Annotated in this window: 19 protein-coding genes; 17 read left to right on the forward strand and 2 right to left on the reverse strand. The window is 33.2% G+C overall.

Translation table 11 applies throughout. The features are described 5' to 3' along the window. Positions 1 to 148: 148 nt before the first annotated feature. The 6 genes from BOW57_RS03650 to BOW57_RS03675 all read left to right on the forward strand — a co-directional run bounded on the left by BOW57_RS03650 (position 149) and on the right by BOW57_RS03675 (position 7,340). Positions 149 to 1,783, forward strand: a complete 1,635-nt coding sequence (locus BOW57_RS03650) for a BatD family protein (RefSeq protein WP_129053076.1) — start codon at positions 149 to 151, stop codon at positions 1,781 to 1,783. Further along, positions 1,783 to 2,787, forward strand: coding sequence for a VWA domain-containing protein (locus BOW57_RS03655; protein ID WP_089053301.1), 1,005 nt, complete (start codon positions 1,783 to 1,785; stop codon positions 2,785 to 2,787). Before BOW57_RS03650 ends, BOW57_RS03655 begins: the two co-directional genes overlap by 1 nt. A 53-nt stretch (positions 2,788 to 2,840) precedes the next feature. Then, a complete protein-coding gene (locus BOW57_RS03660) occupies positions 2,841 to 3,875 on the forward strand; it encodes a VWA domain-containing protein (RefSeq protein ID WP_129053077.1) in 1,035 nt (344 codons plus the stop codon). A 42-nt stretch (positions 3,876 to 3,917) separates the two neighbouring features. Continuing rightward, complete coding sequence (locus BOW57_RS03665) at positions 3,918 to 4,691, forward strand: tetratricopeptide repeat protein (RefSeq protein ID WP_089053303.1); 774 nt, start codon at positions 3,918 to 3,920, stop codon at positions 4,689 to 4,691. Between the two features lie 100 nt (positions 4,692 to 4,791). Beyond that, complete coding sequence (locus BOW57_RS03670; protein ID WP_129053078.1) at positions 4,792 to 6,537, forward strand: BatD family protein; 1,746 nt, start codon at positions 4,792 to 4,794, stop codon at positions 6,535 to 6,537. Between the two features lie 56 nt (positions 6,538 to 6,593). Beyond that, a complete protein-coding gene (locus tag BOW57_RS03675; protein ID WP_129053079.1) occupies positions 6,594 to 7,340 on the forward strand; it encodes a tetratricopeptide repeat protein in 747 nt (248 codons plus the stop codon). A 153-nt stretch (positions 7,341 to 7,493) separates the two neighbouring features. Here the strand turns inward: BOW57_RS03675 and BOW57_RS03680 are convergent, their stop codons facing one another. Then, entirely contained in the window at positions 7,494 to 8,066 is a 573-nt protein-coding gene (locus tag BOW57_RS03680) for a 5-formyltetrahydrofolate cyclo-ligase (RefSeq protein WP_129053080.1), read from the reverse strand. Further along, complete coding sequence (locus tag BOW57_RS03685; RefSeq protein ID WP_129053081.1) at positions 8,053 to 9,033, reverse strand: succinylglutamate desuccinylase/aspartoacylase family protein; 981 nt, start codon at positions 9,031 to 9,033, stop codon at positions 8,053 to 8,055. The genes BOW57_RS03680 and BOW57_RS03685 overlap by 14 nt, the downstream gene beginning before the upstream one ends. 105 nt (positions 9,034 to 9,138) lie before the next feature. On the opposite strand from BOW57_RS03685, the gene BOW57_RS03690 reads away from it, so the two are divergent. From BOW57_RS03690 to pgi, 11 genes are all read left to right on the forward strand, one after another. Beyond that, positions 9,139 to 9,666, forward strand: a complete 528-nt coding sequence (locus tag BOW57_RS03690) for a hypothetical protein (protein WP_123872329.1) — start codon at positions 9,139 to 9,141, stop codon at positions 9,664 to 9,666. Positions 9,667 to 9,772: 106 nt separating this feature from the next. After that, positions 9,773 to 11,563 carry an excinuclease ABC subunit UvrC gene (gene uvrC / locus BOW57_RS03695; RefSeq protein ID WP_129053082.1) on the forward strand — a complete coding sequence of 597 codons (1,791 nt, stop codon included), beginning with the start codon at positions 9,773 to 9,775 and terminating at the stop codon, positions 11,561 to 11,563. Between the two features lie 9 nt (positions 11,564 to 11,572). Continuing rightward, positions 11,573 to 13,927: a patatin-like phospholipase family protein gene (locus BOW57_RS03700; protein ID WP_129053083.1), complete on the forward strand. Its 2,355-nt coding sequence runs from the start codon at positions 11,573 to 11,575 to the stop codon at positions 13,925 to 13,927. A gap of 260 nt (positions 13,928 to 14,187) precedes the next feature. Beyond that, complete coding sequence (locus tag BOW57_RS03705) at positions 14,188 to 15,345, forward strand: homogentisate 1,2-dioxygenase (protein WP_129053084.1); 1,158 nt, start codon at positions 14,188 to 14,190, stop codon at positions 15,343 to 15,345. Between the two features lie 171 nt (positions 15,346 to 15,516). Further along, positions 15,517 to 16,677, forward strand: a complete 1,161-nt coding sequence (gene hppD, locus BOW57_RS03710) for a 4-hydroxyphenylpyruvate dioxygenase (RefSeq protein ID WP_089057126.1) — start codon at positions 15,517 to 15,519, stop codon at positions 16,675 to 16,677. A 299-nt stretch (positions 16,678 to 16,976) separates the two neighbouring features. Then, a complete protein-coding gene (locus BOW57_RS03715) occupies positions 16,977 to 17,750 on the forward strand; it encodes a DUF3108 domain-containing protein (RefSeq protein ID WP_089053786.1) in 774 nt (257 codons plus the stop codon). Then, positions 17,747 to 18,679, forward strand: a complete 933-nt coding sequence (locus BOW57_RS03720) for a tryptophan 2,3-dioxygenase family protein (RefSeq protein WP_129053085.1) — start codon at positions 17,747 to 17,749, stop codon at positions 18,677 to 18,679. Before BOW57_RS03715 ends, BOW57_RS03720 begins: the two co-directional genes overlap by 4 nt. 31 nt (positions 18,680 to 18,710) lie before the next feature. Next, positions 18,711 to 19,931, forward strand: a complete 1,221-nt coding sequence (locus BOW57_RS03725; RefSeq protein WP_129053086.1) for a peptidoglycan DD-metalloendopeptidase family protein — start codon at positions 18,711 to 18,713, stop codon at positions 19,929 to 19,931. A gap of 18 nt (positions 19,932 to 19,949) precedes the next feature. Next, positions 19,950 to 20,570, forward strand: coding sequence for a hypothetical protein (locus tag BOW57_RS03730; RefSeq protein WP_129053087.1), 621 nt, complete (start codon positions 19,950 to 19,952; stop codon positions 20,568 to 20,570). A 46-nt stretch (positions 20,571 to 20,616) separates the two neighbouring features. Continuing rightward, positions 20,617 to 20,949 (forward strand): hypothetical protein, encoded by a 333-nt coding sequence (locus BOW57_RS03735; RefSeq protein ID WP_129053088.1) that lies wholly within the window; start codon positions 20,617 to 20,619, stop codon positions 20,947 to 20,949. Positions 20,950 to 21,072: 123 nt separating this feature from the next. Continuing rightward, entirely contained in the window at positions 21,073 to 22,716 is a 1,644-nt protein-coding gene (gene pgi / locus BOW57_RS03740) for a glucose-6-phosphate isomerase (protein ID WP_129053089.1), read from the forward strand. The last annotated feature ends 223 nt before the right edge of the window (positions 22,717 to 22,939 follow it).

A 22,939-nucleotide genomic window follows, 5' to 3' on the forward strand; every position in this document is an offset into this window, starting at 1 on the left:
GATTATTAGACTTCTTAGATTGTTAGAATATTAGATTTCAAACAAGATTGAAGAATAAAAACATCAAAAAAAATCTGCTTAAATCTGTGCCATCTGCGTACCATTTTTAAGCTTTCGTTTTAGACTAAAATCTGAAATCAAAAATCAAATGAAATTAAAGTTTTACATATTTTTATTTTTACTTACTTCGACTGTTTTCGCTCAGCAAAAACAAGTTGAAACAAGCATTGATACTACAAAAAATAAAATTGGAGCGGAATTTAAGCTGACTCTTAAAACAACTGTAAATTCGAACTCGAAAGTAGTTTTTCCTAAACTGAAAAGAATTGGCGCTTTAGAAGTAATTCAATCGTACCCAATTGATACTGTTAAGAAAAATGACACTTACGAGTTAATTAAAAAATATGGCTTAACACAATTTGATTCAGGAAAATATGTAATTCCGAGTGTTCAGATTCTAATCGATAAAAAACCTTATTTATCAGATTCTATTAAAGTAGAAGTTGCCAATGTAAAAGTGGATACATTACAGCAAAAAATGTATGACATTAAAGACATTTCGACTGTTGACAACGGCATTGGCGATTGGTGGAAATATGTTTTAGCATTGATTATTATTTTAGGAATTGGTGCTTTTGTATACTGGTATGTTAAAAAACATCAGAAAAAGAAAATCGAAGAAGAAGTTTATAAAACTCCAATCGAAAAAGCGACTAGTTTATTAAACAATCTAGAGCAAAAGGAATTAGTTCAAAAAGGAGAAATTAAAGAATATTATAGTGAACTGACTGATATTGCTCGTAATTATATTGAAGAAGCCATTCATATTCCTGCAATGGAAAGTACAACTTCTGAATTAATTCAGGCAATTAGAACCGCTTCTACTAAAAAGAAAATGGCTTTAACGCCAGAAACGGTTGAAAATCTAGAACGTGTATTACGTCAAGCCGATTTAGTAAAATTTGCAAAATCTAAACCGCTGGATTTTGAAATTACAGATGACCGAAATAAAATTCAAAAAGTAATTCTAACGCTGAATAATGCTATTCCAACAGAAGTTCCAGCTGAAGAAGAAGATCAATTATTAAATGAAGCTCAAAAGCAAAAACAAATTCAGCTTCAATTAAAAAAACAAAGAAACAAACGTATTGCAATTGCTGCTGGTTCAGTTGTTTTTTTACTATTTGCAACAACAACTTTCTTTATTGCAACAAAAGGATTTGCATACGTAAAAGACAACATTATTGGGCATCCGTCTAAAGAATTATTAGAAGGAGAATGGGTAAAAAGTGAGTACGGAAATCCAGGCGTTATTATTGAAACTCCAAAGGTTTTAAAACGTATGGATGCTTTAAAAGCACTTCCGAAGGAAACAATGGCATTGATAAAAGAAATGCAGCTTTTTGCTTATGGCAGTATGATTGATAATTTTTATGTTGCCGTTTCTACAACTCAATTTAAAACGCCAACTGAGATTGATTTATCAAAAGCTTTAGAAGGAAGCCTAAAAGTAATTGAACTTCAAGGAGGTCAAAACATAATCGTTAAGCAAGAAGATTTCCAGACTAATCAGGGAATACAAGGTGTAAAAGGTTACGGAACGATGAGTATTTTAAATCCGACGACTAAAACAAGTACAAAAGCATATTACGAAATCTTGTTATTTAAACAAGATCAAGGATTACAACAGATAGTTATTTTACACGAGGAGGGCGATACATATGCTAACGACATCACAACCCGAATTTTAAATTCTGTTGAACTTAAAAAGGCAAGTAACTAATGAATAATAAGATCACTTTTTTAAATCCAGAATTTTTTTGGTTGTTTCTATTAATTCCAATCGCTATTGCTTGGTTTTTTTGGAAAAGAAATCAGCAGTCGGCTACATTAAAAATGAGCTCGACAGCAGGTTTTAAAAACAGCGAATCGTTATTAACAAAATTAAAACCTTTTCTATACGTTTTTAGAATCATTGCTTTATGTTCCTTAATTATTGCACTTGCAAGACCAAGAACGGTAGATATTAGCAATCAAACTAAAACAACAAAAGGAATTGATATTGTAATGGCAATTGACGTATCTGGAAGTATGCTTGCAAAAGATTTAAAGCCAAACCGTATGGAAGCTTTAAAAAGAGTGGCTGCAGATTTTGTTGAAGAAAGACCAAACGACAGAATTGGCTTAGTTTTATATGCTTCTGAAGCGTATACCAAAACACCTGTTACAAGCGACAAACCAATTATTCTTGAAGCAATAAAAGGAATTCGATATGATACTGTTCTGCAAGACGGAACTGGAATTGGAATGGGTTTAGCAACTGCCGTAAATCGTCTTAAAGATAGTAAAGCAAAAAGCAGAGTTGTTATTTTAATGACTGATGGTGTTAATAATGCCGGTTTTATTGAACCAGAAACTGCTGCAGATATTGCCAAACAATATGGTATAAAAGTATACACGATTGGTATTGGAACAAACGGAATGGCAGAATCTCCTTATGCATACGCACCAAACGGAGGTTTTTTATTCAAAATGCAGAAGGTTGAAATCGACGAAAGATTAATGAAAAATATCGCTCGAAAAACGGATGGAACGTATTTTAGAGCAACAAGCAACGACAAGTTAGCCGAAATATACAATGCAATTAACAAACTAGAAACAACAGAAATCCAAGAATTAAAATTCTATGATTACGACGAAAAATATAGAGGTTTTGTTTTACTAGCTGCCTTTTTACTATTGTTAGAAGTTGGTTTAAGAAACACGGTTTATAGAAGCTTTATTTAAAGAAATTCGAATAAAGATCTCGATAACACAGGGATTGGAATTTTAAAAATTATATGGAATTAGACGAAAAAAAATATTTATATCTCTTATTACTACTCCCAATTGTGGCGTGTATATTTCTTTTCAATATGTATTGGAAAAGAAAAAAACAACTTGAGTTTGGTGATTTAGAAATGGTAAAAAAATTAAGCCCGGAGCGATCTGTTTTTAAACCTGTATTAAAAATATCGATCTTGCTTTTGGCATTAGCGTTTTTAATTATCGGTTTGGTAAATCCAAAAATAGGAACCAAAATGGAAACCGTAAAACGCGAAGGTATTGATATTGTTTTTGCTGTTGACGTTTCTAGAAGTATGCTTGCAGAAGACGTTGCGCCAAATCGTTTAGACAAAAGTAAACAACTCGTTTCGCAGATTATTAATTCTCTAGGAAACGACAGAATCGGGATTGTTGCCTATGCTGGAAGTGCCTTCCCTGTTTTACCTATCACATCTGATTACAGCGTTGCAAAAATGTTCTTGCAAAGCATGAGTCCTGATATGGTTTCATCGCAAGGAACATCTCTTGATGAAGCAATTCGATTATCAGCTAAATATTTTGATGAAAAAAGCAAAACAAGCAAGCTTTTGATTTTAATTTCTGATGGTGAAGATCATTCAGAAGGAGCGTCGCTTGCTGCTGAAGAAGCCAACAAAATAGGAATGAAAATTATTACTGTTGGTGTTGGAACAGAAAAAGGAGGAACAATTCCGTTAAAAGAAAATGGCGTAGTTCGCAGTTATCAAAAAGATCAAAACGGAGAAACTGTTATTACTAAACTTAACCAAGAAGGCTTAAAAACTATTGCAAAAGCAACAAAAGGAGGCTATGTTTACGGCGGTAATACTAAAGAGGTTTTAGAATATATCAAAAATGCTTTAAATAACATTCAAAAAACAGAGTTTGAATCTACGCAAATGGCCGATTTTCAATCACAGTTTCAATGGTTCATCGGATTTGCTTTCTTGCTGTTGTTTGTAGACATTTTCCTTTTAGAAAGAAAAACCAATTGGATTAAAGAGTTGAATTTATTTAACGAGAAAAAATAAAGATTCCGCTTAAAACTCGGAACAAAAAATAAAAACATTAGAATGAAAAATTTACTTCTTTATATTTTACTAACGTTTTCTTTGGCAGTTTCTGCTCAGGAAAAAGATAAGACATTGCCTAGTGCCAATGAGGAATATAAGCAGAATAAATTTGTTGATGCCGAAGCTAATTATAGAATCTCTGCCTCAAAATTTCCTAAGCGCGCAGCAGCTCCTTATAATCTTGGAAACTCAATTTACAAACAAAATCAAGTTTCTGAAGCGAAATATGCTTTTGCGAATGCTATAAAAAATGCCAAAACAAGACCAGAAAAGCATAAAGCTTTTCATAATCTTGGAAACGTTTTTATGAAAGAGAAAAATTATACGCAGGCAGTTGAAGCTTACAAAGAAGCTTTACGCAACGATCCTACAGACGATGAAACGCGTTATAATTATGCATTGGCGAAGCAAAAATTAAAAGAAAATCCGCCAAAAAACGACAAGAACAAAGACAAGGATAAGGATAAAAAGAACGACAAGAAAGACGATCAAAAGAAAGACGGCGATAATAAAGATAAAAAAGACGGTAAAGACGATCAGAAAAAAGACGACAAAGGAGATAAAGACAAGGATAAAAAAGACGGTAAAAACGATCCGAAGAAAGACGACAAGTCCGACAATAACGGAGAGCCAAAACCAATGCCAGGCGGAATCTCAAAAGAACGCGTTCAAAACTTATTAGATGCTGTAAACAATGAAGAGAAGAAAATTCAAGATAAAGTTAACGCACAAAAAGTAAAATCTAATCCTAAAAAACCAGAGAAAGACTGGTAGAATTTTTAGTTCAATCGTTTAATCGTCGAATCGTTTAATAATAAAACGAGCAAACGAATAAACGATTTAACAGTTAAACCAACAACGATTAAAAAATTAAATGAAAAGATATTTAATTCTATTACTATTCACTTTTCAAGGGCTTTTGGCTCAAGTTCAATTTGAAGCCAGAGTAAGCAAAAATACACTTGGACTAAACGAAAGACTTCGCGTTGATTTCATCATGAATGTTGACGGAGATAATTTCGACCAGCCTTCTTTTGACGGTTTTAAACTAGTTGCAGGACCTAGTCAGCAAATAAGCCAATCGTGGGTAAACGGACGAAGTTCTTTTCAAAAAATATACTCTTACATTTTACAGCCGGCTCAAAAAGGATCTGTTATAATCAAACAGGCTGCGATCGAATACAATGGGCAGATTTATAAAACTAACCCCATAAAAGTTACTGTAACCAATGCCGTTGCACAAGAAAGAGATCCTAACGACAGACCTCAAGGTTCTGGAAACGAATTATTGCAATTAGTCGCAGAAGTTTCTAAAACAAATCCGTACTTAAATGAACCTATTACAGTGGTTTACAAGTTGTACTTTAACGGAATTGGTGTTACTGGTTTTAAAGAAGTTGCAAAACCTAAATACAATGATTTCTGGAATCAGAATATAGAAGTTAAACAATTGGCAATTGAAGAAGGTAATTTTCAAGGGCAAAGATGCTATTATGTTGTTTTAAAGAAAACCATTTTATATCCTCAAAAATCTGGAAAATTAACGATCGAACCTTTTTCACTAGATATTGGTGTTCAATTACCAACAAATCGTCGTGACATGTTTGGTCAGATGATTATAACCGAAGATAATAAAATTGTATCTGCGGGAGCAAGAACTATTAATGTAAAACCTCTTCCAGAAGCTGGTAAACCCGAAAGCTTTACTGGTGCAGTTGGTAAATTTAATTTTACAGTTACGCCAACAAAGACAACTTTAAAAAGTGGTGAAAGTCTTGATTTAATGGTAAGCGCAACCGGAAACGGAAACATGAAATTATTTACCCTGCCAAAACCAGTTGTGCCAAACGCATTAGAGATGTACGACCCAGTTCATGATGAAAATGTTTCAACAGCATTATCTGGCATGTCTGGAAAAATATCCGACAAATACACCATCGTTCCTCAATACAAAGGAAAGTATGCGATTAAACCAATGACATTCTCTTATTTTGATCTTAGTTCTGGTTCGTATAGAACAATAACTACAAAAGAGATTATGATTGATGTTTTAGACGGTCCAACATTAGCCGAAGCAAATCCATCGACAGCTTCTAAAAATGTTATTGCAGAAAAAGAGCAATTTAAATACAACAAAACAAAAACCATATTAGTACCAATTGCTAAAAATGATTTTTATGGTTCAAACTTGTATTATACTTTGTTGTTCCTGCCTTTTGCTATTATACCAATTATTATTCTTGCTAAGAAAAGAAAAGAAGCAATAGACGGCGACGTAACAGGAAATAGAATTAGAATGAACAATAAGCTTGCTAAAAAATACTTATCGCAAGCCAAAAAACAGCTTAACAATAAAGAAGCTTTCTATATCGCATTAGAAAAAGCAATGCATAATTTCCTAAAGGCCAAACTGCATATTGAAACCTCAGAAATGAGCAAAGCCAATATTCAAGAATTATTGTTGTCTAGAAATGCAAATCCAGAAGCGGTTCAAGATTTTATTAACTTGACCGAAAACTGTGAATTTGCACGTTATGCGCCAGCATCAAGCGCTTCTATCCAGCAAGATTATGATAAAGCTGTTTTAATTATTTCGGCACTAGAAAAGCAGATTGTTTAAATATAACATCAAACTCGAGAGGTTTTAAAACCAACTCAGGTTCAAAGAAAATAAAAATGAAAAATATAGTATATCCCTTTTTATTAATCACGCAAGTCTTTTTTGCCCAAAGCGCCTTTGACAAAGGAAATGCTTTGTATCAAAAGGGAGAGTATCAACAGGCTGCAGATGTTTTCGAAAATATAGCTAAAGAAGACAAACAAGAATCGGCAGAGGTTTATTATAACCTTGCAAATTGTTATTATAAACTAAATAAAGTTGCACCTTCTATTTATAATTATGAGAAAGCATTATCATTAAATCCTCATCATCCTGAAGCTTTAAACAACTTAAAGTTTGCTAAAAAAAGAACAATTGATGAGATTAAAGAAGTGCCAAAAGTTGGTTTCGCAAAACTAATTCAAAACTTTACCGGAATTTTTGACTATGATACTTGGGCAAAAATTTCTGTTGTCATTTCATTTGTATTCCTGCTATGTTTTATTGGATACTACTTTTCGCAGCTTACAATTAGCAAAAGAATTTATTTTATCGGAATGTTTATTCTTTTAGTTGCATTGCTTCTAAGCGTTTCAGCGGGAATGTCTGAGAAGAATCATTTTGACAATGATCGTCCCGCAATTGTTTTTGCGGAATTAAGCGAAGTTCGAAGCGAGCCCCAAAAAGCAGGTTCTCCAGTAATTTTACTGCATGAAGGAGCAAAAGTTTATGTAATAGAAACTGTTGGGAAATGGAAAAAAATCGAATTAACTGACGGTCAAGAAGGCTGGATTGATGCTTCGACTATCAAGGAAGTGAAGTAAAAGTTTTAAAATTTCAAATATAAAATCCCAAATTCCAATTTAATGATAATTGAAATTTGGGATTTTCATTTTATGCCAGAATGATTAACAAAAACATAATTCAATCTCTGGATCAAACGCTATCGTATTGCAAAGACACATTGTGGTACGTCGCTACAAAAAATTATAAACCTTATCAGGTGTCACACAATAATCCAATCTCACATCAGATTCAAAAACATCATCAATCTGATCTGATGCTTCAAAAAATGAAAGTCCAATTTTAATTGTATCAGGTTTACAATCGGCAAGGAATTTATCATAAAAACCTTTTCCGTAACCTATTCGGTTTCCAAAATGATCAAAAGCTAAAAGCGGTACAAAAACCACATCGATAGTTTGAGTTGGAACCTCAAGTCCGTTTACAGGTTCAGGAATATTATATTCATTCTTTTTGATTTTGGTATTATCCGTCAATAAAAAATGAGTCATCCCACGGGTTTCAAAATCACTTTTAGAAATCACAATTTCCTTGTCTTTTCCAGAAAGCAAATGCAGAATAACTTCAGTATCAACTTCTTTATGTTCTACTATTGGAAGAAAAACATGGTAGTACGTTTTATCCCAAATAGGCAATTGGATTAAATTATTGGCAATAGCCAGACTTTTTTCTTCAACATTATCTGCCGAAAGTTCTTTCCGAAGATTTTTATAATGTATACGTAATTCCTTTTTATTCGTTGGCATTTTCAGGTAAAGTTTTAGACATATGATAAATAGCATCACCCTCGTATACAATTGGCGAATGATTAGCGTTTATAACAAATCCTTCGTGGGGAGCTTTTACCTTTTGCTCAAATTTACCAAACGGATCTGTAATTATGGCTAAAATTGTTCCCTTCGTCACAAACTTTCCAATCAGGTTATAATCATGAAGCAAACCTGAGCATTTAGCTCTAAGCCAAACTGAATTTTTTATGTAGATGGATGGCTCTTCGGCTTTTTCAACAATGTGTTTAGGATCAAGCATTTTTAGATAATGCAAAAGACGCTTCACTCCCATTACACCTTCATTTGCAATTGCATCGTTTATATCCAGCGATTTTCCGCCTTCAAAAAGCAGCATTTTAATATTGGCTTTCTCGCAGGTATTTCTAAAAGAACCATTGATATTTTTAGAATATAAAGTAAAAGGCGCATTAAAAACATCAGCTAGAATTTTCAACTCGGGATTATTCTCTGTAACTCTAATTTGAGGAGCATTAAAACGACTGGCGCCGCCTGCATGAAAATCGACCGCATAATCAATGATAGGCAAAATTTCGGCTACAATATGATAGGCAAATCGGCTTGCGAGCGATCCCTTTTTACTTCCGGGAAAAACCCTGTTTAAATCCCTCCCGTCAGGAAACTCACGAGATTTATTTACAAAACCATACATATTGATAATCGGAATACAAATGATGGTGCCTCTTGCTGGACGATTAATTTTTTTACTGATAATCTGACGAACAACTTCAACTCCATTTATTTCGTCGCCATGAATTCCTGCCGAAAATAAAACAACAGGCCCTTCTTGTTTTGAACGACGAACTATAACTGGAATATTAAGTTTTGTGGTAGTGTGTAATCGAGCAATCTCAACATTTATGGTTCTGCTTTCTCCGGGTAGAATTGCTTCGCCAAAAATCACCAAAGGCTTACTATTTTTCATGTTTAATAATAAAAGCTAAATATAGAAATTATATTTTAAATTTATATCTTTGGTTTTTAACACTTAAATTCTTAACATACAATCTATTCAAAACCTAAAAAAGAAATGAAAAAAGTATTAGTTTTATTTAGTGCATTAGCCATATTGGTTTCCTGCCAGAGTAAAGAAGAGAAAATGAAAGAAGCTGAAGCGGATGGAAATGAAGCTGTTGCTGTTAAATCAAAATTAATTGACGGTGCGGGAAAAGCACTTCAAGAAGAAGGAAAAGCTGCTGCTAAAAGTGCATCAAAAGGAATTGGTGATGTGATAAAAGGCATCAATTCAGGAATGAGCGAAAGTATCAACACTTCAAAAGTAATTTCTGATCCTGCTTTTAAAACCAGTTTTGAAGAATGTAAAGCGGAGAAAATTTACGCCTCTGACAATGATAAACAAAAGAAAGTAACAATTTATCTGATTGCTAAAAAAGACTTTAAAGGCGATATTTTACTAAAAGCTTTTGATGCTGATAAAAAAGAAATCGGCAGAAGTAAATTAGAAGTTTCTATCAAAAAAGATGATGCAAAATACGTAGACTTTTCATTTGACGAAAGAACACATTTATTACAAACAGAATATTTTACAATTAAGTAAAAATAACACCATAAAAAAGCGTCCGTTTCTTAGAGAAACGGGCGTTTTTTCTTTAAGAAAACTAAAAGAATTATTTAATTTGAGCGCAAAAGTTTAAATTTGTTCTATGCAGACTCCTCTTGAACTTCAAATTCTAACTTTACCAGATAATCCGGGCGTTTATCAATATTATGATAAAGACGGAAAGATTTTATATGTTGGCAAAGCCAAAAACTTAAAAAAAAGAGTTTCATCTTATTTCAATAAAATTCACGATACAGCCAAAACAAATGTTTTAGTAAAAAAAATCGTCACCATAAAACACATTGTGGTTCCTACTGAAACGGATGCTCTTTTATTAGAAAATAATCTGATAAAAACATTACAGCCAAGATATAATGTTTTGCTTCGTGATGATAAAAGTTATCCTTGGATTTGTATAAAAAAAGAACCTTTTTCGAGAATATTTTCGACCAGAAGAATGGTCAAAGACGGATCTGAATATTTTGGTCCTTATACCAGTTTCAAAACAGTACACACTATTCTTGATCTTATCAAAGAATTGTATCCGCTTCGAACCTGCAATTACGACTTAAGTAAATCTAATATTGATTCTGGTAAATTTAAAGTCTGCCTTGAATATCATATTGGCAATTGCAAAGGACCGTGTGAAGGTTTGGAATCATTAGAAGAATATCAAAAACAAGTCGATGCAATTCGCGAAATTCTTAAAGGAAATTTCAAAGAAAGCATCAAAGGCTTTAAACGATTAATGATTGAATATGCGCAGGAATTGCGTTTTGAAGAAGCACAGAAAATAAAAGAAAAAATAGAAGTTCTAGAAAATTATCAATCAAAATCGACAATTGTAAATCCAAAGATTACCAACATCGATGTATTTTCGATTGTGTCTGATGAAAGTGCCGCTTTTGTGAACTTTCTGCAAATTTCTCACGGATCGATTATTCGTTCGCACACTTTAGAAATGAAAAAGAAGCTTGACGAAAGCGACGAAGAGCTTTTAGAACTTGCTATTGTTGAACTTCGCGAACGTTTTCAGCTTTTATCAAAAGAAGTAATTGTTCCGTTTGAAATAGATTTAGGCGAAAACATCAAAACAACAGTTCCGCAGCTTGGCGATAAAAAACAGATTTTAGATCTATCAATTCGAAATGCCAAATTTTACCGAATTGAACAATTAAAACAATTACAAATTGTAGATCCTGACCGACATACAAATCGAATCATGGCGCAAATGCAGAAAGATTTACGACTTCCCTCAGAGCCGCGCCATATCGAATGTTTTGATAACTCGAATATTCAGGGAACAAATCCTGTTGCTGCCTGTGTAGTTTTTAAAGATGGGAAACCAAGTAAAAAAGATTATCGCCACTTTAATGTAAAAACGGTCGAAGGTCCGGACGATTTTGCCTCGATGACCGAAATTGTATATCGCCGTTACAAAAGAGTATTAGAAGAAAATGAACCGCTGCCGCAATTAATTATTATTGACGGAGGAAAAGGTCAGTTATCTGCTGCCTTAAAAAGCATTGATGAATTAGGCTTACGCGGAAAAGTTGCTATTATTGGGATTGCAAAACGCTTAGAAGAACTATTTTATCCCGGAGATTCAATTCCGTTATATCTTGATAAAAAATCGGAAACACTCAAAGTAATTCAGCAATTACGAAACGAAGCGCACCGATTCGGAATCACTTTTCACAGAGATAAACGCAGCAAAGCAGCTCTTAATTCCTCAGTCGAAAGTATTCCAGGTATTGGCGAAAAAACCATGCTTACGTTAATACAACATTTTAAAAGTGTTAAAAGATTGAAATTAGCATCAGAAAAAGAAATATCTGCCGTTGTAGGGGTTTCTAAAGCCAAAAAAATTGTCGACTTTTACAAAACGAACTAGTAAATTCATATGCGCCCAAACCAGCTGTCAATTTTAAATACTCGGTTAAAAGGATTTTTTTCCGATCCCAACAAGGGAGCTTCTTGGGCAGCTCTTTTTTGGCAGGAAAAAACAATCTTTTCGTTTTCGCAGTTTTCTATTTCCTTCTGGAGTACAGGATTACTTTTTACACTTTTATTACTGAGTCCACAAAAAACTTTTTCGCAGGAAAATAAAAGAGACAGCATTAAAAAACCAAAAATTGGATTGGTATTAAGCGGCGGCGGTGCCAAAGGTTTTGCACATATTGGTGTTTTAAAAGTACTGGAAGAAGCTGGAATCAAAATTGATTATATTGGCGGAACCAGCATGGGATCTGTAATTGGCGGACTTTATGCTTCTGGCTATAATGCTTCGCAGATTGACTCTATTTTCAAGAAAACAAATTTCGACGAATTAATAAACGATTATATTCCGCGTTCATCAAAAAATTTCTACGGAAAGAAAAATGACGAATTGTATGCTATTGTTTTACCTTTCAGTAATTTTAAAATAGGTATTCCTGAGGCACTTTCAAAAGGAATGTACAATTACAATTTACTAAGCAGTCTAACACGTAATGTTCGTCACGTTCGCGATTTCAACAAACTTCCAACTCCGTTTTTATGCATTGGAACTAATATTGAAACCGGCGAAGAAGTATTACTTAACAAAGGAAATCTAGTGCAAGCGATGATGGCGAGTGCCGCTTTTCCATCGTTATTTACACCTGTCGAAATCGACGGAAATTTATTAGTCGACGGAGGTGTTGTAAACAATTATCCCATAAAAGAAGTTCGTAATCTTGGTGCAGACATCATTATTGGTGTCGATGTTCAGGATGATTTATTGAATAGAAAAAACCTAAAAAACGCAACTCGAATCTTGGTTCAGATCACCAATCTGCAATCTATTGAGAAAATGAAAAGTAAAGTAAAAGATACTGACATTTACATCAAACCAGATATTCGTGATTATGGCGTAATCTCTTTTGACAAAGGAGAAGAAATTATTCGAAAAGGAGAAGAAGCTTCTTTTGCTGTTTATGAAAAATTAAAATCGCTTGTAAACGAAGATAATTTTTATAAAAAACCAAAACTAAAAATTGCTTCGGATACACTTAAAATCGCAAAAATAAACAGTGACAATCTCGAAAATTACACCAAAGAATATATTCGAGGAAAACTTCGCTTCAAACCAGAAAGCACGATTACATATGCCGATCTTAAAACTGGAATCAACAACTTAAATGCAACTCAAAACTTTAGTACAATATCCTACTGTTTAGAACCAGATGGAGAAAGCGACGACTTAGATCTTGTGCTTAAAGAAAACCCAACACAGACCTATTTAAAACTTGGTCTTCATTATGACGGCTTGTATAAAAGCGGCATACTATTGAATCTTACACATAAAAAAACATTCTTAAAAAATGATGTTACTTCAATGGATATCATTCTAGGAGATAATTTTAGATATGATTTTAACTATTATGTCGAAAATGGTTTTAATATTAGTTTTGGGTTTCGCTCTCGATTAAATCAATTTAATAGAAATGTAACAACCAATATAAGTACTTTAACAGCTCAAAATCCGAATGTAAACCTCATTAATGTCGATTTTATGGACTTAAGCAATCAGGCTTATTTTCAAACCATTTTTGTACAGAAATTTTTAATGGGTGGTGGACTTGAATATAAATATCTTAAAATAAGCTCTCCAACTCTTGCAAATATTGACAATGTAATTGACAAAAGCAGTTATCTAAGTGCATTTGCGTACCTAAAATACGATTCATTTGATGACAAATATTACCCAAATTCAGGATTGTATTTCTCGACAGATCTCCAAACTTATTTGGCATCTTCAAATTATACCAATTTGTTTAAACCATTTTCAATGGCAAAAGCAGAGGTTTCTTATGTAAACACGATATTTAAAAAACTTACTTTTAAAATAGATGCTGATGCTGGTTTAACATTTGGAAATGACAGCGTGCCTTTTTTCGATTATATTCTAGGAGGTTATGGATATAATAAGATAAATAACTTCAATTATTTTTACGGTTATGATTTTCTGAGTATTGCTGGAAACAGTTTTATAAAAACGGGAATCACACTTGATTACGAGATTTTCAAGAAAAATCACGTAAATCTTTCTGCCAATTATGCCAATTTGGGTGATGATATATTTAGCACGGTCGATTGGATTTCAATGCCAAAATATTCGGGTTATGCAGTAGGCTACGGACTCGAAACGATTATTGGCCCAATCGAAATTAAACAATCCTGGTCGCCAGAAATGTCAAAGAGCTTCACTTGGTTTAGTATAGGTTTTTTATTTTAATTTCGATTTTTTCGAAATATTTTATGTTATAAATAATATAATATGTAATTTTGATCAATAAAAATTACGACATTTGTTATAATGAAAACTAAATGGACAGGTTTATTAGAATATCTTCAATTCCTCATCAAGAGAAATCCTGAATGAAGCTATCGAATTGAGATAATTAGTCAAAACTAAAGTTGACTTGATTATCTGTTCACACAATTCAAAATTTTCGAATTATCTAATTAATTTAAAAATTATCTAATTGAAAAGCCATGCCATTATACCATAAACTTGGAGATTTTCCTCAAAAGAGACATACCCAATTCGAAAAACCAAACGGAGGGTTTTACTATGAACAATTATTTGGAACCGAAGGTTTTCACGGACATTCGTCTCTATCCTATCATGTTCACAGACCAACGCAGGTAAAAGAAATTTTAAACTCCTATTCGGTTGAACCAAAAATCGCAATCGGAAAAAACATAAAATCACTTCTTTTTAAAGGCTTTGAATTAAAACCTGAAAATGACTTTTTAGACAGCCGAAAAGCAATGTTAGTCAATAAAGACTGTATCATTGGCTTGGCTGCACCGAAAGAATCGCTTCGAAATTATTTCTATAAAAATGCCGATGCCGACGAAATGCTTTTCATCCATAAAGGAAAAGGAAAATTAAGAACCATGTTAGGAAATATTCCGTTTGAATATGGTGACTATTTAATTATTCCGAGAGGTATAATTTATCAAATCGATTTTGAAACAGAAGACAACCGACTATTTTATGTAGAATCGTATTCTCCATTTTATACTCCAAAACGATACAAAAATCAATCAGGTCAGCATTTAGAACATTCTCCATTTTGTGAACGTGATTTTATTTTGCCAAACGAATTGGAAACCTACGACGAAAAAGGAGATTTTTTAATTAAGATTAAAAAAGAAGGCATGATTCACGAAGTGGTTTATGCAACGCACCCATTTGATGTTGTTGGTTGGGATGGATACAATTTCCCATACGGATTTTCAATTCACAATTTCGAACCTATAACCGGGCGTGTTCACCAACCGCCTCCGGTACATCAAACTTTTGAAACGGCAACTTTTGTTGTTTGTTCATTCTGCCCAAGACTTTACGATTATCACCCAAAAGCAATTCCGGCACCTTACAATCACAGCAATATAGATTCAGACGAAGTACTGTATTATGTTGATGGCGATTTTATGAGCCGTAATAATATTGAGCAGGGACATATTACTTTACACCCAAAAGGAATCCCGCACGGTCCAGCACCAGGTGCTATGGAACGCAGTATTGGTCATAAAGAAACTCAGGAATTAGCCGTTATGGTTGACACCTTCAGACCATTAATGGTAACTGAAGAAGCAATGGGTCTTGATGATGGTCAATATTACAAGTCTTGGTGTGAATAAATTTCACTTTCGATCTAACCGCAAAGTTCGCAAGGATTTTACGCAAAGATCGCTACAAAAAACTTTGCGAACCTTGCGTTTTACTTAGCGTCTTTGCGGTAAAAAATTAACCTAAACACAACATTTCGGAAAAATCAATTAAACGATTAACCGATTAAACAAATAAACATCATGTCAAAAGAAGTAAAATCAGTAGAATACGGATTAGAGAAAATATTTGAAGGAGCGCAAGATTTCCTTCCATTATTAGGAACAGATTATGTAGAATTTTATGTAGGGAATGCAAAACAATCTGCACATTATTATAAAACAGCCTTCGGATATCAGTCTTTGGCTTATGCCGGATTAGAAACTGGAGTTAAAGACAAAGCATCTTATGTTTTAAAGCAAGATAAAATCAGAATCGTTTTGACAACGCCTTTAACGGCAGATTCTCCAATAAACGAACACTTGAAAAAACACGGCGACGGAGTAAAAGTGGCAGCTCTTTGGGTTGAAGACGCTACAAAATCTTACGAAGAAACAATGAAACGCGGCGCTCGTTCTTTTATGGAACCAACTGTTGAAGAAGATGAATTTGGTCAAGTAGTTCGTTCAGGAATTTATACTTATGGCGAAACAGTTCACATTTTTGTAGAAAGAAAAAACTACAACGGTGTTTTCTTGCCAGGTTATAAAGAATGGAAATCAGATTACAACCCAGAACCAACGGGATTAAAATATATTGATCACATGGTTGGGAATGTAGGTTGGAATGAAATGAATACTTGGGTAAAATTCTACGAAGACGTTATGGGATTCGTGAACTTTTTATCATTTGATGACAAACAAATTACTACAGAATATTCTGCGTTGATGAGTAAAGTAATGTCTAACGGAAACGGAAGAATCAAATTTCCAATCAACGAACCTGCGGAAGGAAAGAAAAAATCCCAAATTGAAGAATATTTAGATTTTTATGGCGGGCCTGGAATTCAACATATCGCTATTGCTACAGATGACATCATAAAAACAGTATCACAACTAAGAGCACGCGGCGTTGAATTTTTATCAGCTCCTCCTCATACCTATTATCAAGCAATTCCTGAAAGATTAGGAGTTCATATGGACATGATGAAAGAAGATATCAATGAAATTGAAAAGTTAGCGATCATGGTCGATGCCGATGAAGATGGTTACCTTTTACAAATATTTACGAAGCCAGTTCAAGACAGACCTACTCTTTTCTTTGAAATTATTCAAAGAATGGGTGCAAAAGGGTTCGGTGCAGGTAACTTTAAAGCTCTGTTTGAGTCAATTGAAAGAGAGCAAGAATTGAGAGGAACTTTGTAAAATTGCATTATTTTTACATTATGCAAAAAAATTCTCTGTAAAATGATGATTTTTATGCAAATGTTATGTTAAACTTACTATTTGCTATTTTTTTTATGCACTTTGTATCTATCTTTGCACTCGCAAATCAAGAAGGGGTGGTTTCCTTCTAATTTGATATAAATTTCATAATTTATAGTTTTTTGGTTAGTTAATAGCATAAAAACTCAGTCATTCCTTGACTGAGTTTTTTTGTTTTGGTACATTTGGAATAGAATTTGCATTTATTTACCTTTATTATGAAATGTAAAAATTGTACTATGAAAAAGTTCGTCCTCATTATATTAATTCTAACAACATTTAGTTTTGACACTCAAAAAGAAGACGCTTTTGATACTGGAGAATACTTCAAATTCAGAATTCATTACGGGATTGTAAATGCCGGATACGCAACTCTTGAGATTAAAGATGCTACAATAAACAACAAAAAAGTTCATCACGCCATCGGAAAAGGCTATACAACCGGAATGTCAAAATTCTTTTTTAAAGTCGAAGACTTATACGAAAGTTATTTCGACAAAGAAACTGGAAGCCCTTATCGTTATGTTCGTAAAATTGACGAAGGCGGCTACACTAAAAATCAAGAAGGTTTTTTTAATCTCTCCGAGAACAAAGTTTTAGTAAAAGATTACAAACGAAAAACCGAAAAAACAATTGTAGTTACTGACAATGTTCAAGATATTGTTTCGTCGTTTTATTATTTAAGAAATCATCCCAATATCGATAAACTAAAATCAGGCGAATCCATTACTATTGATATGTTTTTTGATGACGAAATCACAAAATTTAAGTTAAAATATGTAGGCCGTCAAGATATTACGACTAAATTTGGAACCGTTTCAACAATGGTTTTCAAACCTCTTGTGCAAACAGGAAGAGTCTTTAAAGAAAAAGAAAGCTTAACACTCTGGATTACAGACGACGACAACAAAGTACCAATCAGAATCAAAGCAGATCTTGCCGTTGGATCTCTAAAAGCAGATCTTGATGAATATAAAGGATTAAAAAATCCGCTTAAAGTTAAAAAGAAATGAACCTAACTGATCATTCAGAATCAATTTTAAAAGAAATTGACCTTAAATTTCAAGCCATAAATCAAAAAACTGATGTTCAGTTAGAAGGTTTGCTTTGGTCAAAACCAATTACATATTGGGATTACATACAAACTGATGCTCTTTTAAATTTACAAATACAACGCACCACACTTCCTGACGAAATGGTTTTCATTATGTACCATCAGGTAAACGAATTAATCTTTAAAATGATTTTGTGGGAAATAGACCAAATCGCTGATACAGAAAACATTCAGGCCGATTTTTTCAGCGAAAGACTTTCAAGAATTACACGTTATTTTGACATGCTCACCAATTCATTCAGCATTATGGAGAACGGCATGGAAGTAGATCAATACATGAAATTCAGAAACACACTTACTCCAGCCAGCGGGTTTCAAAGTGCACAATACAGATTGATCGAATTTGCATCTACAGATGTCATTAATTTAACAGACCGCAGATACAAAGCAAATTTTGACGAAAACACAGATCTTGAAACAAGTTTTGAGCATTTGTATTGGCAGGCGGCAGGAAAAGATTACCAAACTGGCGAAAAATCTTATTTGCTAAATGAGTTTGAAAAAAAATACAAGGATCAGTTTTTAAGACAAATGACTTCGTTTAAGACGAAAAACATCTGGCAAAAATTCTCTCAACTACCTGTCGAAGATCAACAAAATAGTGATTTAATTGCAGCAATGCGTCACTATGATAAAACCGTAAATATTACTTGGGTAATGCAGCATTTAAATACTGCAAGAAAATACATCTTAGAAAGCGGAAAAGGAACGGGAGAAGCAACAGGCGGAAGCGACTGGCAAAAATATATGCACCCAAAATACCAACGACGCATCTTTTTTCCTAAATTGTGGACCGAAGATGAATTGTCTAACTGGGGGAACGAATAAACTACTTTAGTTTCCCAAAAAATTTAAAAGTTTGAAAAAAGCATTCGTAATTATAATAGTATTATTTTCAATATTTTCATGCAATAAAACCGCCGAAAAGGTTGAAACAAAAACTATTAAACCAAAAACTAAAAAAGTAGAATTTGGTTTTAATTATGCTGACTTCAATGTTGTTAATGATACTATCAAAAAAGGAGATTCTTTCGGCTCAATAATTCAAGGCCAAAATATTGGCGACAAACAAGTTCACAATATCGTCGAACAAGTAAAAGATTCTTTTAATGTAAGATCAATTCGTTACAACAAACCCTTTACTCTACTTAGAGCTAAAAATAAAACTAACAAATTACAAGTATTTATTTACCAGCCAGACGCATTGTCTTATTATGTAATTGACTTAAGAGACAGCATCGCAAAAGCATACAAAAAAGTAAAACCTGTTACTTTAAAGCGTAAAATTATTGGCGGAGTTTTAAAAAGCTCACTATCTGAAACTCTTGGAAACGAGAGCGTCGAAACTGCACTTGCCAGCAGAATTACAAAAGTATTCTCATGGTCTATTGACTTCTTTAAACTAAAAAAAGGAGATCGTTACGGGTTAATTTTCACCGAGCGTTTTATCAATGGCAAAACTTATGATGGTGTTGAAGAACTAGAAGCAGCTTTTTTTGAATATAAAGGTAAAATCGTTTATGCATTTCCATTTGAAAGAGATACCACTTCAGGAAAAATTGAATATTACGATGACGAAGGAAAAACATTAAAAAACTTTTTCTTAAAAACACCAATCAAATTCAGCCGAATCACTTCTCGCTTTACTGCGAATAGATTCCATCCTGTACAACATACTTGGAAAGCACACAAAGGAACAGATTATGCCGCACCAACAGGAACTCCAATTTCAACAACTGCATCTGGAGTTGTAGAAGCGACAGGATATACAGCAGGAAACGGAAACTTTGTAAAAGTAAAACACAACGGAACCTACTCTACTCAATACTTACACATGTCACGAATTTTAGTTCGACGCGGGCAGCGTGTTACACAAGGACAAACTATTGGATTAGTAGGAAGTACAGGACTTGCAACTGGGCCTCACGTTTGTTACCGATTCTGGAAAAATGGCGTTCAGGTAGATGCACTTCGACTTAATTTACCAACTGGCGAATCTTTGACTGGAAATGACAGAACGCGTTTCATGAAACAAATCGAACCTTTGAAAAGAGAATTGGACAGTATTGGGAATTTGTAAATTTATCAATTAGAGGACATGAAAAACGCTCGGATTAAAGCAATTTACAATGAAACTTTTTCAGGTTTAAAACTATTTTACAGAGACACTAATTTGCCCGAGAACTTAATTTCAAATTACAAAATCGGACAAATCATTCAAGAAAAAGGTTTTACCGATATGACTTCAATTGGCGGTGGTCTTTCTGGAAATTTCAGATATTTGATTGCGAGCGCTCATCCTAAAGATTTATCAAAATTCAATCCTGATTCAGCAAAAATTGGACATTTTCTCTTAGATTCCATTACTTATTTTAAAGTTCTAGATATTCAAAAAATAAATGATAAAACACAAGTTTTTCTTTTAAATATTCCAGACACTTCAATTTCACTTTTTAAAAATTCTTCCTCAAATCTTGAAGAAGAAATTATCGAAAAAGCAAGAAAAAAATTCAGCACCAAAATTAATTCACCTTTAATCCCAGAGTTACAAACCGAAAACTGGAAAGAAAGAACGAAGTCTCCAATTGGAATGAGTGATAATGGCGAATTATTCTTTGATGATTCTAAGATTAAAACAGAACCTTTAAAAAGAATAGAAATTAATACAGCCGAAAAAACTATTACTATTAATAAAAAGCCTTGGTGGAAGATTTGGTAAAACTTTAATTCAAAAACATCTCTTTTATCAAATCACAAATTAATTAATGAAAAGAATACTATTTGCATTCTCATCGACAATAATACTCGGATGTTCTAATCCAAAGATTTTCATTTTAAAGGATTCAAATGAAAACAAATATTACGCATCAGAATTAATCAATAATGCTTTTGAAAAAGATCAAATTGATGAATCTCCCCTAATCGTAATAAACGGAATTCCATTTAAATACAACAAACAGCAAGACACTATTTTATTGCCGTTGAAAAAGTCAGAGATCATAAATCTGGATTTTTTAAACAAGAACAGCAGCCGCATAATATATAACGAAAAAGAAAATGATGGTGCTGTCATAATAACAGCAAAAATCAAAAATTGAAGCACCAATCTCATAAATCGTTTTCGTAACTATTTGTTATATAATCCAGAACCACTGCCCTTTTAAAAGTTATTTCAGTATTTTTGTGTTTCTAAAAAAAACTAAACTTCAATAAAAATACAAATGGCTTTAAACACAACAAACCCAACTGGGACTGAAGCGTGGAAAAATCTGCAAAACCACTATAACGCAATTCACGAAACTACAATACAAGAACTTTTTCAGCAAGATAATGCTCGCGCAGCAAAATTCAACTTACAATGGAATGACTTTTTAGTTGATTATTCAAAAAATAATATCAGCCAAGAAACCATTTCATTATTATTAGAATTAGCAAATTCTATTGGATTAAAAGATGCAATCGCACAATATTTTGGCGGAGCAATTATCAATCAAACTGAGAACAGAGCTGTTTTACATACTGCTTTACGTGCTCCAGAATCGGCAGTTATAAAAGTTGATGGAGAAAATGTAATTCCTGAAGTTTACGAGGTAAAAAACAAAATCAAAAACTTTACAGAAGAAGTAATTTCTGGAGAAAGAAAAGGTTTTACCGGAAAAACTTTTACTGATATTGTAAATATTGGAATTGGAGGTTCAGATCTTGGGCCTGTTATGGCTGTTGAAGCTTTACAATTTTACAAAAATCATCTAAAAACGCATTTCGTTTCAAATGTTGACGGTGATCATGTAAATGAAATAATCAAAAAATTAAACCCAGAAACTACACTTTTCTTAATCGTTTCAAAAACATTTACTACTCAGGAAACTTTATCAAATTCTGAGACTATCAAAGAATGGTTTTTAAAAGCAGCTTCACAAGAAGATATTGCGAAACACTTCGTGGCAGTTTCAACAAATATTCAAAAAGTAACCGAATTTGGAATTAATCCTGACAACATTTTCCCAATGTGGGATTGGGTTGGCGGAAGATTTTCTCTTTGGAGTGCAGTTGGTTTGAGTATCGCGCTAGCAATTGGCTTTGACAATTACAACCAATTATTAGTTGGAGCAAATGAAATGGATGAACATTTCAAATCAACAGAATTTGATGAAAACATTCCTGTAATTTTAGCTTTATTAAGTGTTTGGTACAATAATTTTTATGGCGCCGAAAGTGAAGCTTTGATTCCATATACACAATATTTATCAAAACTAGCTCCTTACTTGCAGCAGGCAACTATGGAAAGCAACGGAAAGAGTGTTGGCCGTGACGGAAAACCTGTAAACTACCAAACAGGAACTATTATTTGGGGAGAACCAGGAACAAACTCACAGCATGCTTTCTTTCAGCTAATTCACCAAGGAACAAAAAGAATCCCAACAGATTTTATTGGATTCATAAAACCGCTTTACGGAAATGAAGATCATCATGATAAATTAATGTCAAACTTTTTCGCCCAAACAGAAGCTTTAATGAACGGAAAAACTCCGACACAAGTTCAAGCAGAATTTGACAAGCAAGGACTTTCTGCAGAAAAAGCTTCTTATTTATTACCATTTAAGGTATTTACAGGTAACAAACCAACGAATACTATTTTGATTGAAAAATTAACACCAAAAAGCTTAGGTTCATTAATTGCATTATATGAACACAAAATTTTTGTTCAAGGTGTTATCTGGAATATTTTCAGCTTTGACCAATGGGGAGTTGAATTAGGAAAACAACTGGCAAACTCTATTTTAGATGAAATTAACTCTAAAACAGTAAAAAATCACGACAGTTCAACTACATTTTTATTGAACCACTTTTTGAAGAATAAATAAAACCTTAAAAAATAGAGCTTTATAACCTCCTGAAACGCCTTAAATTAACAAAATTTAAGGCGTTTTTTCGCATAAACAACCCGCAAAACAGCAGTTTATCGTAAAAATCTGCAAGTTTAACACTACACAATCGATCACATTCTTACAATTTTAACAAAAAACAGGTGTGTAAAATCAAAAAAATATTGTTTTATGCAAAGAAAAAAGAAAAAATCATTTTAAT

The sequence above is a fragment of the Flavobacterium sp. YO64 genome, from assembly GCF_004119505.1.
GTDB classification, from domain to species: Bacteria; Bacteroidota; Bacteroidia; order Flavobacteriales; family Flavobacteriaceae; genus Flavobacterium; species Flavobacterium oncorhynchi.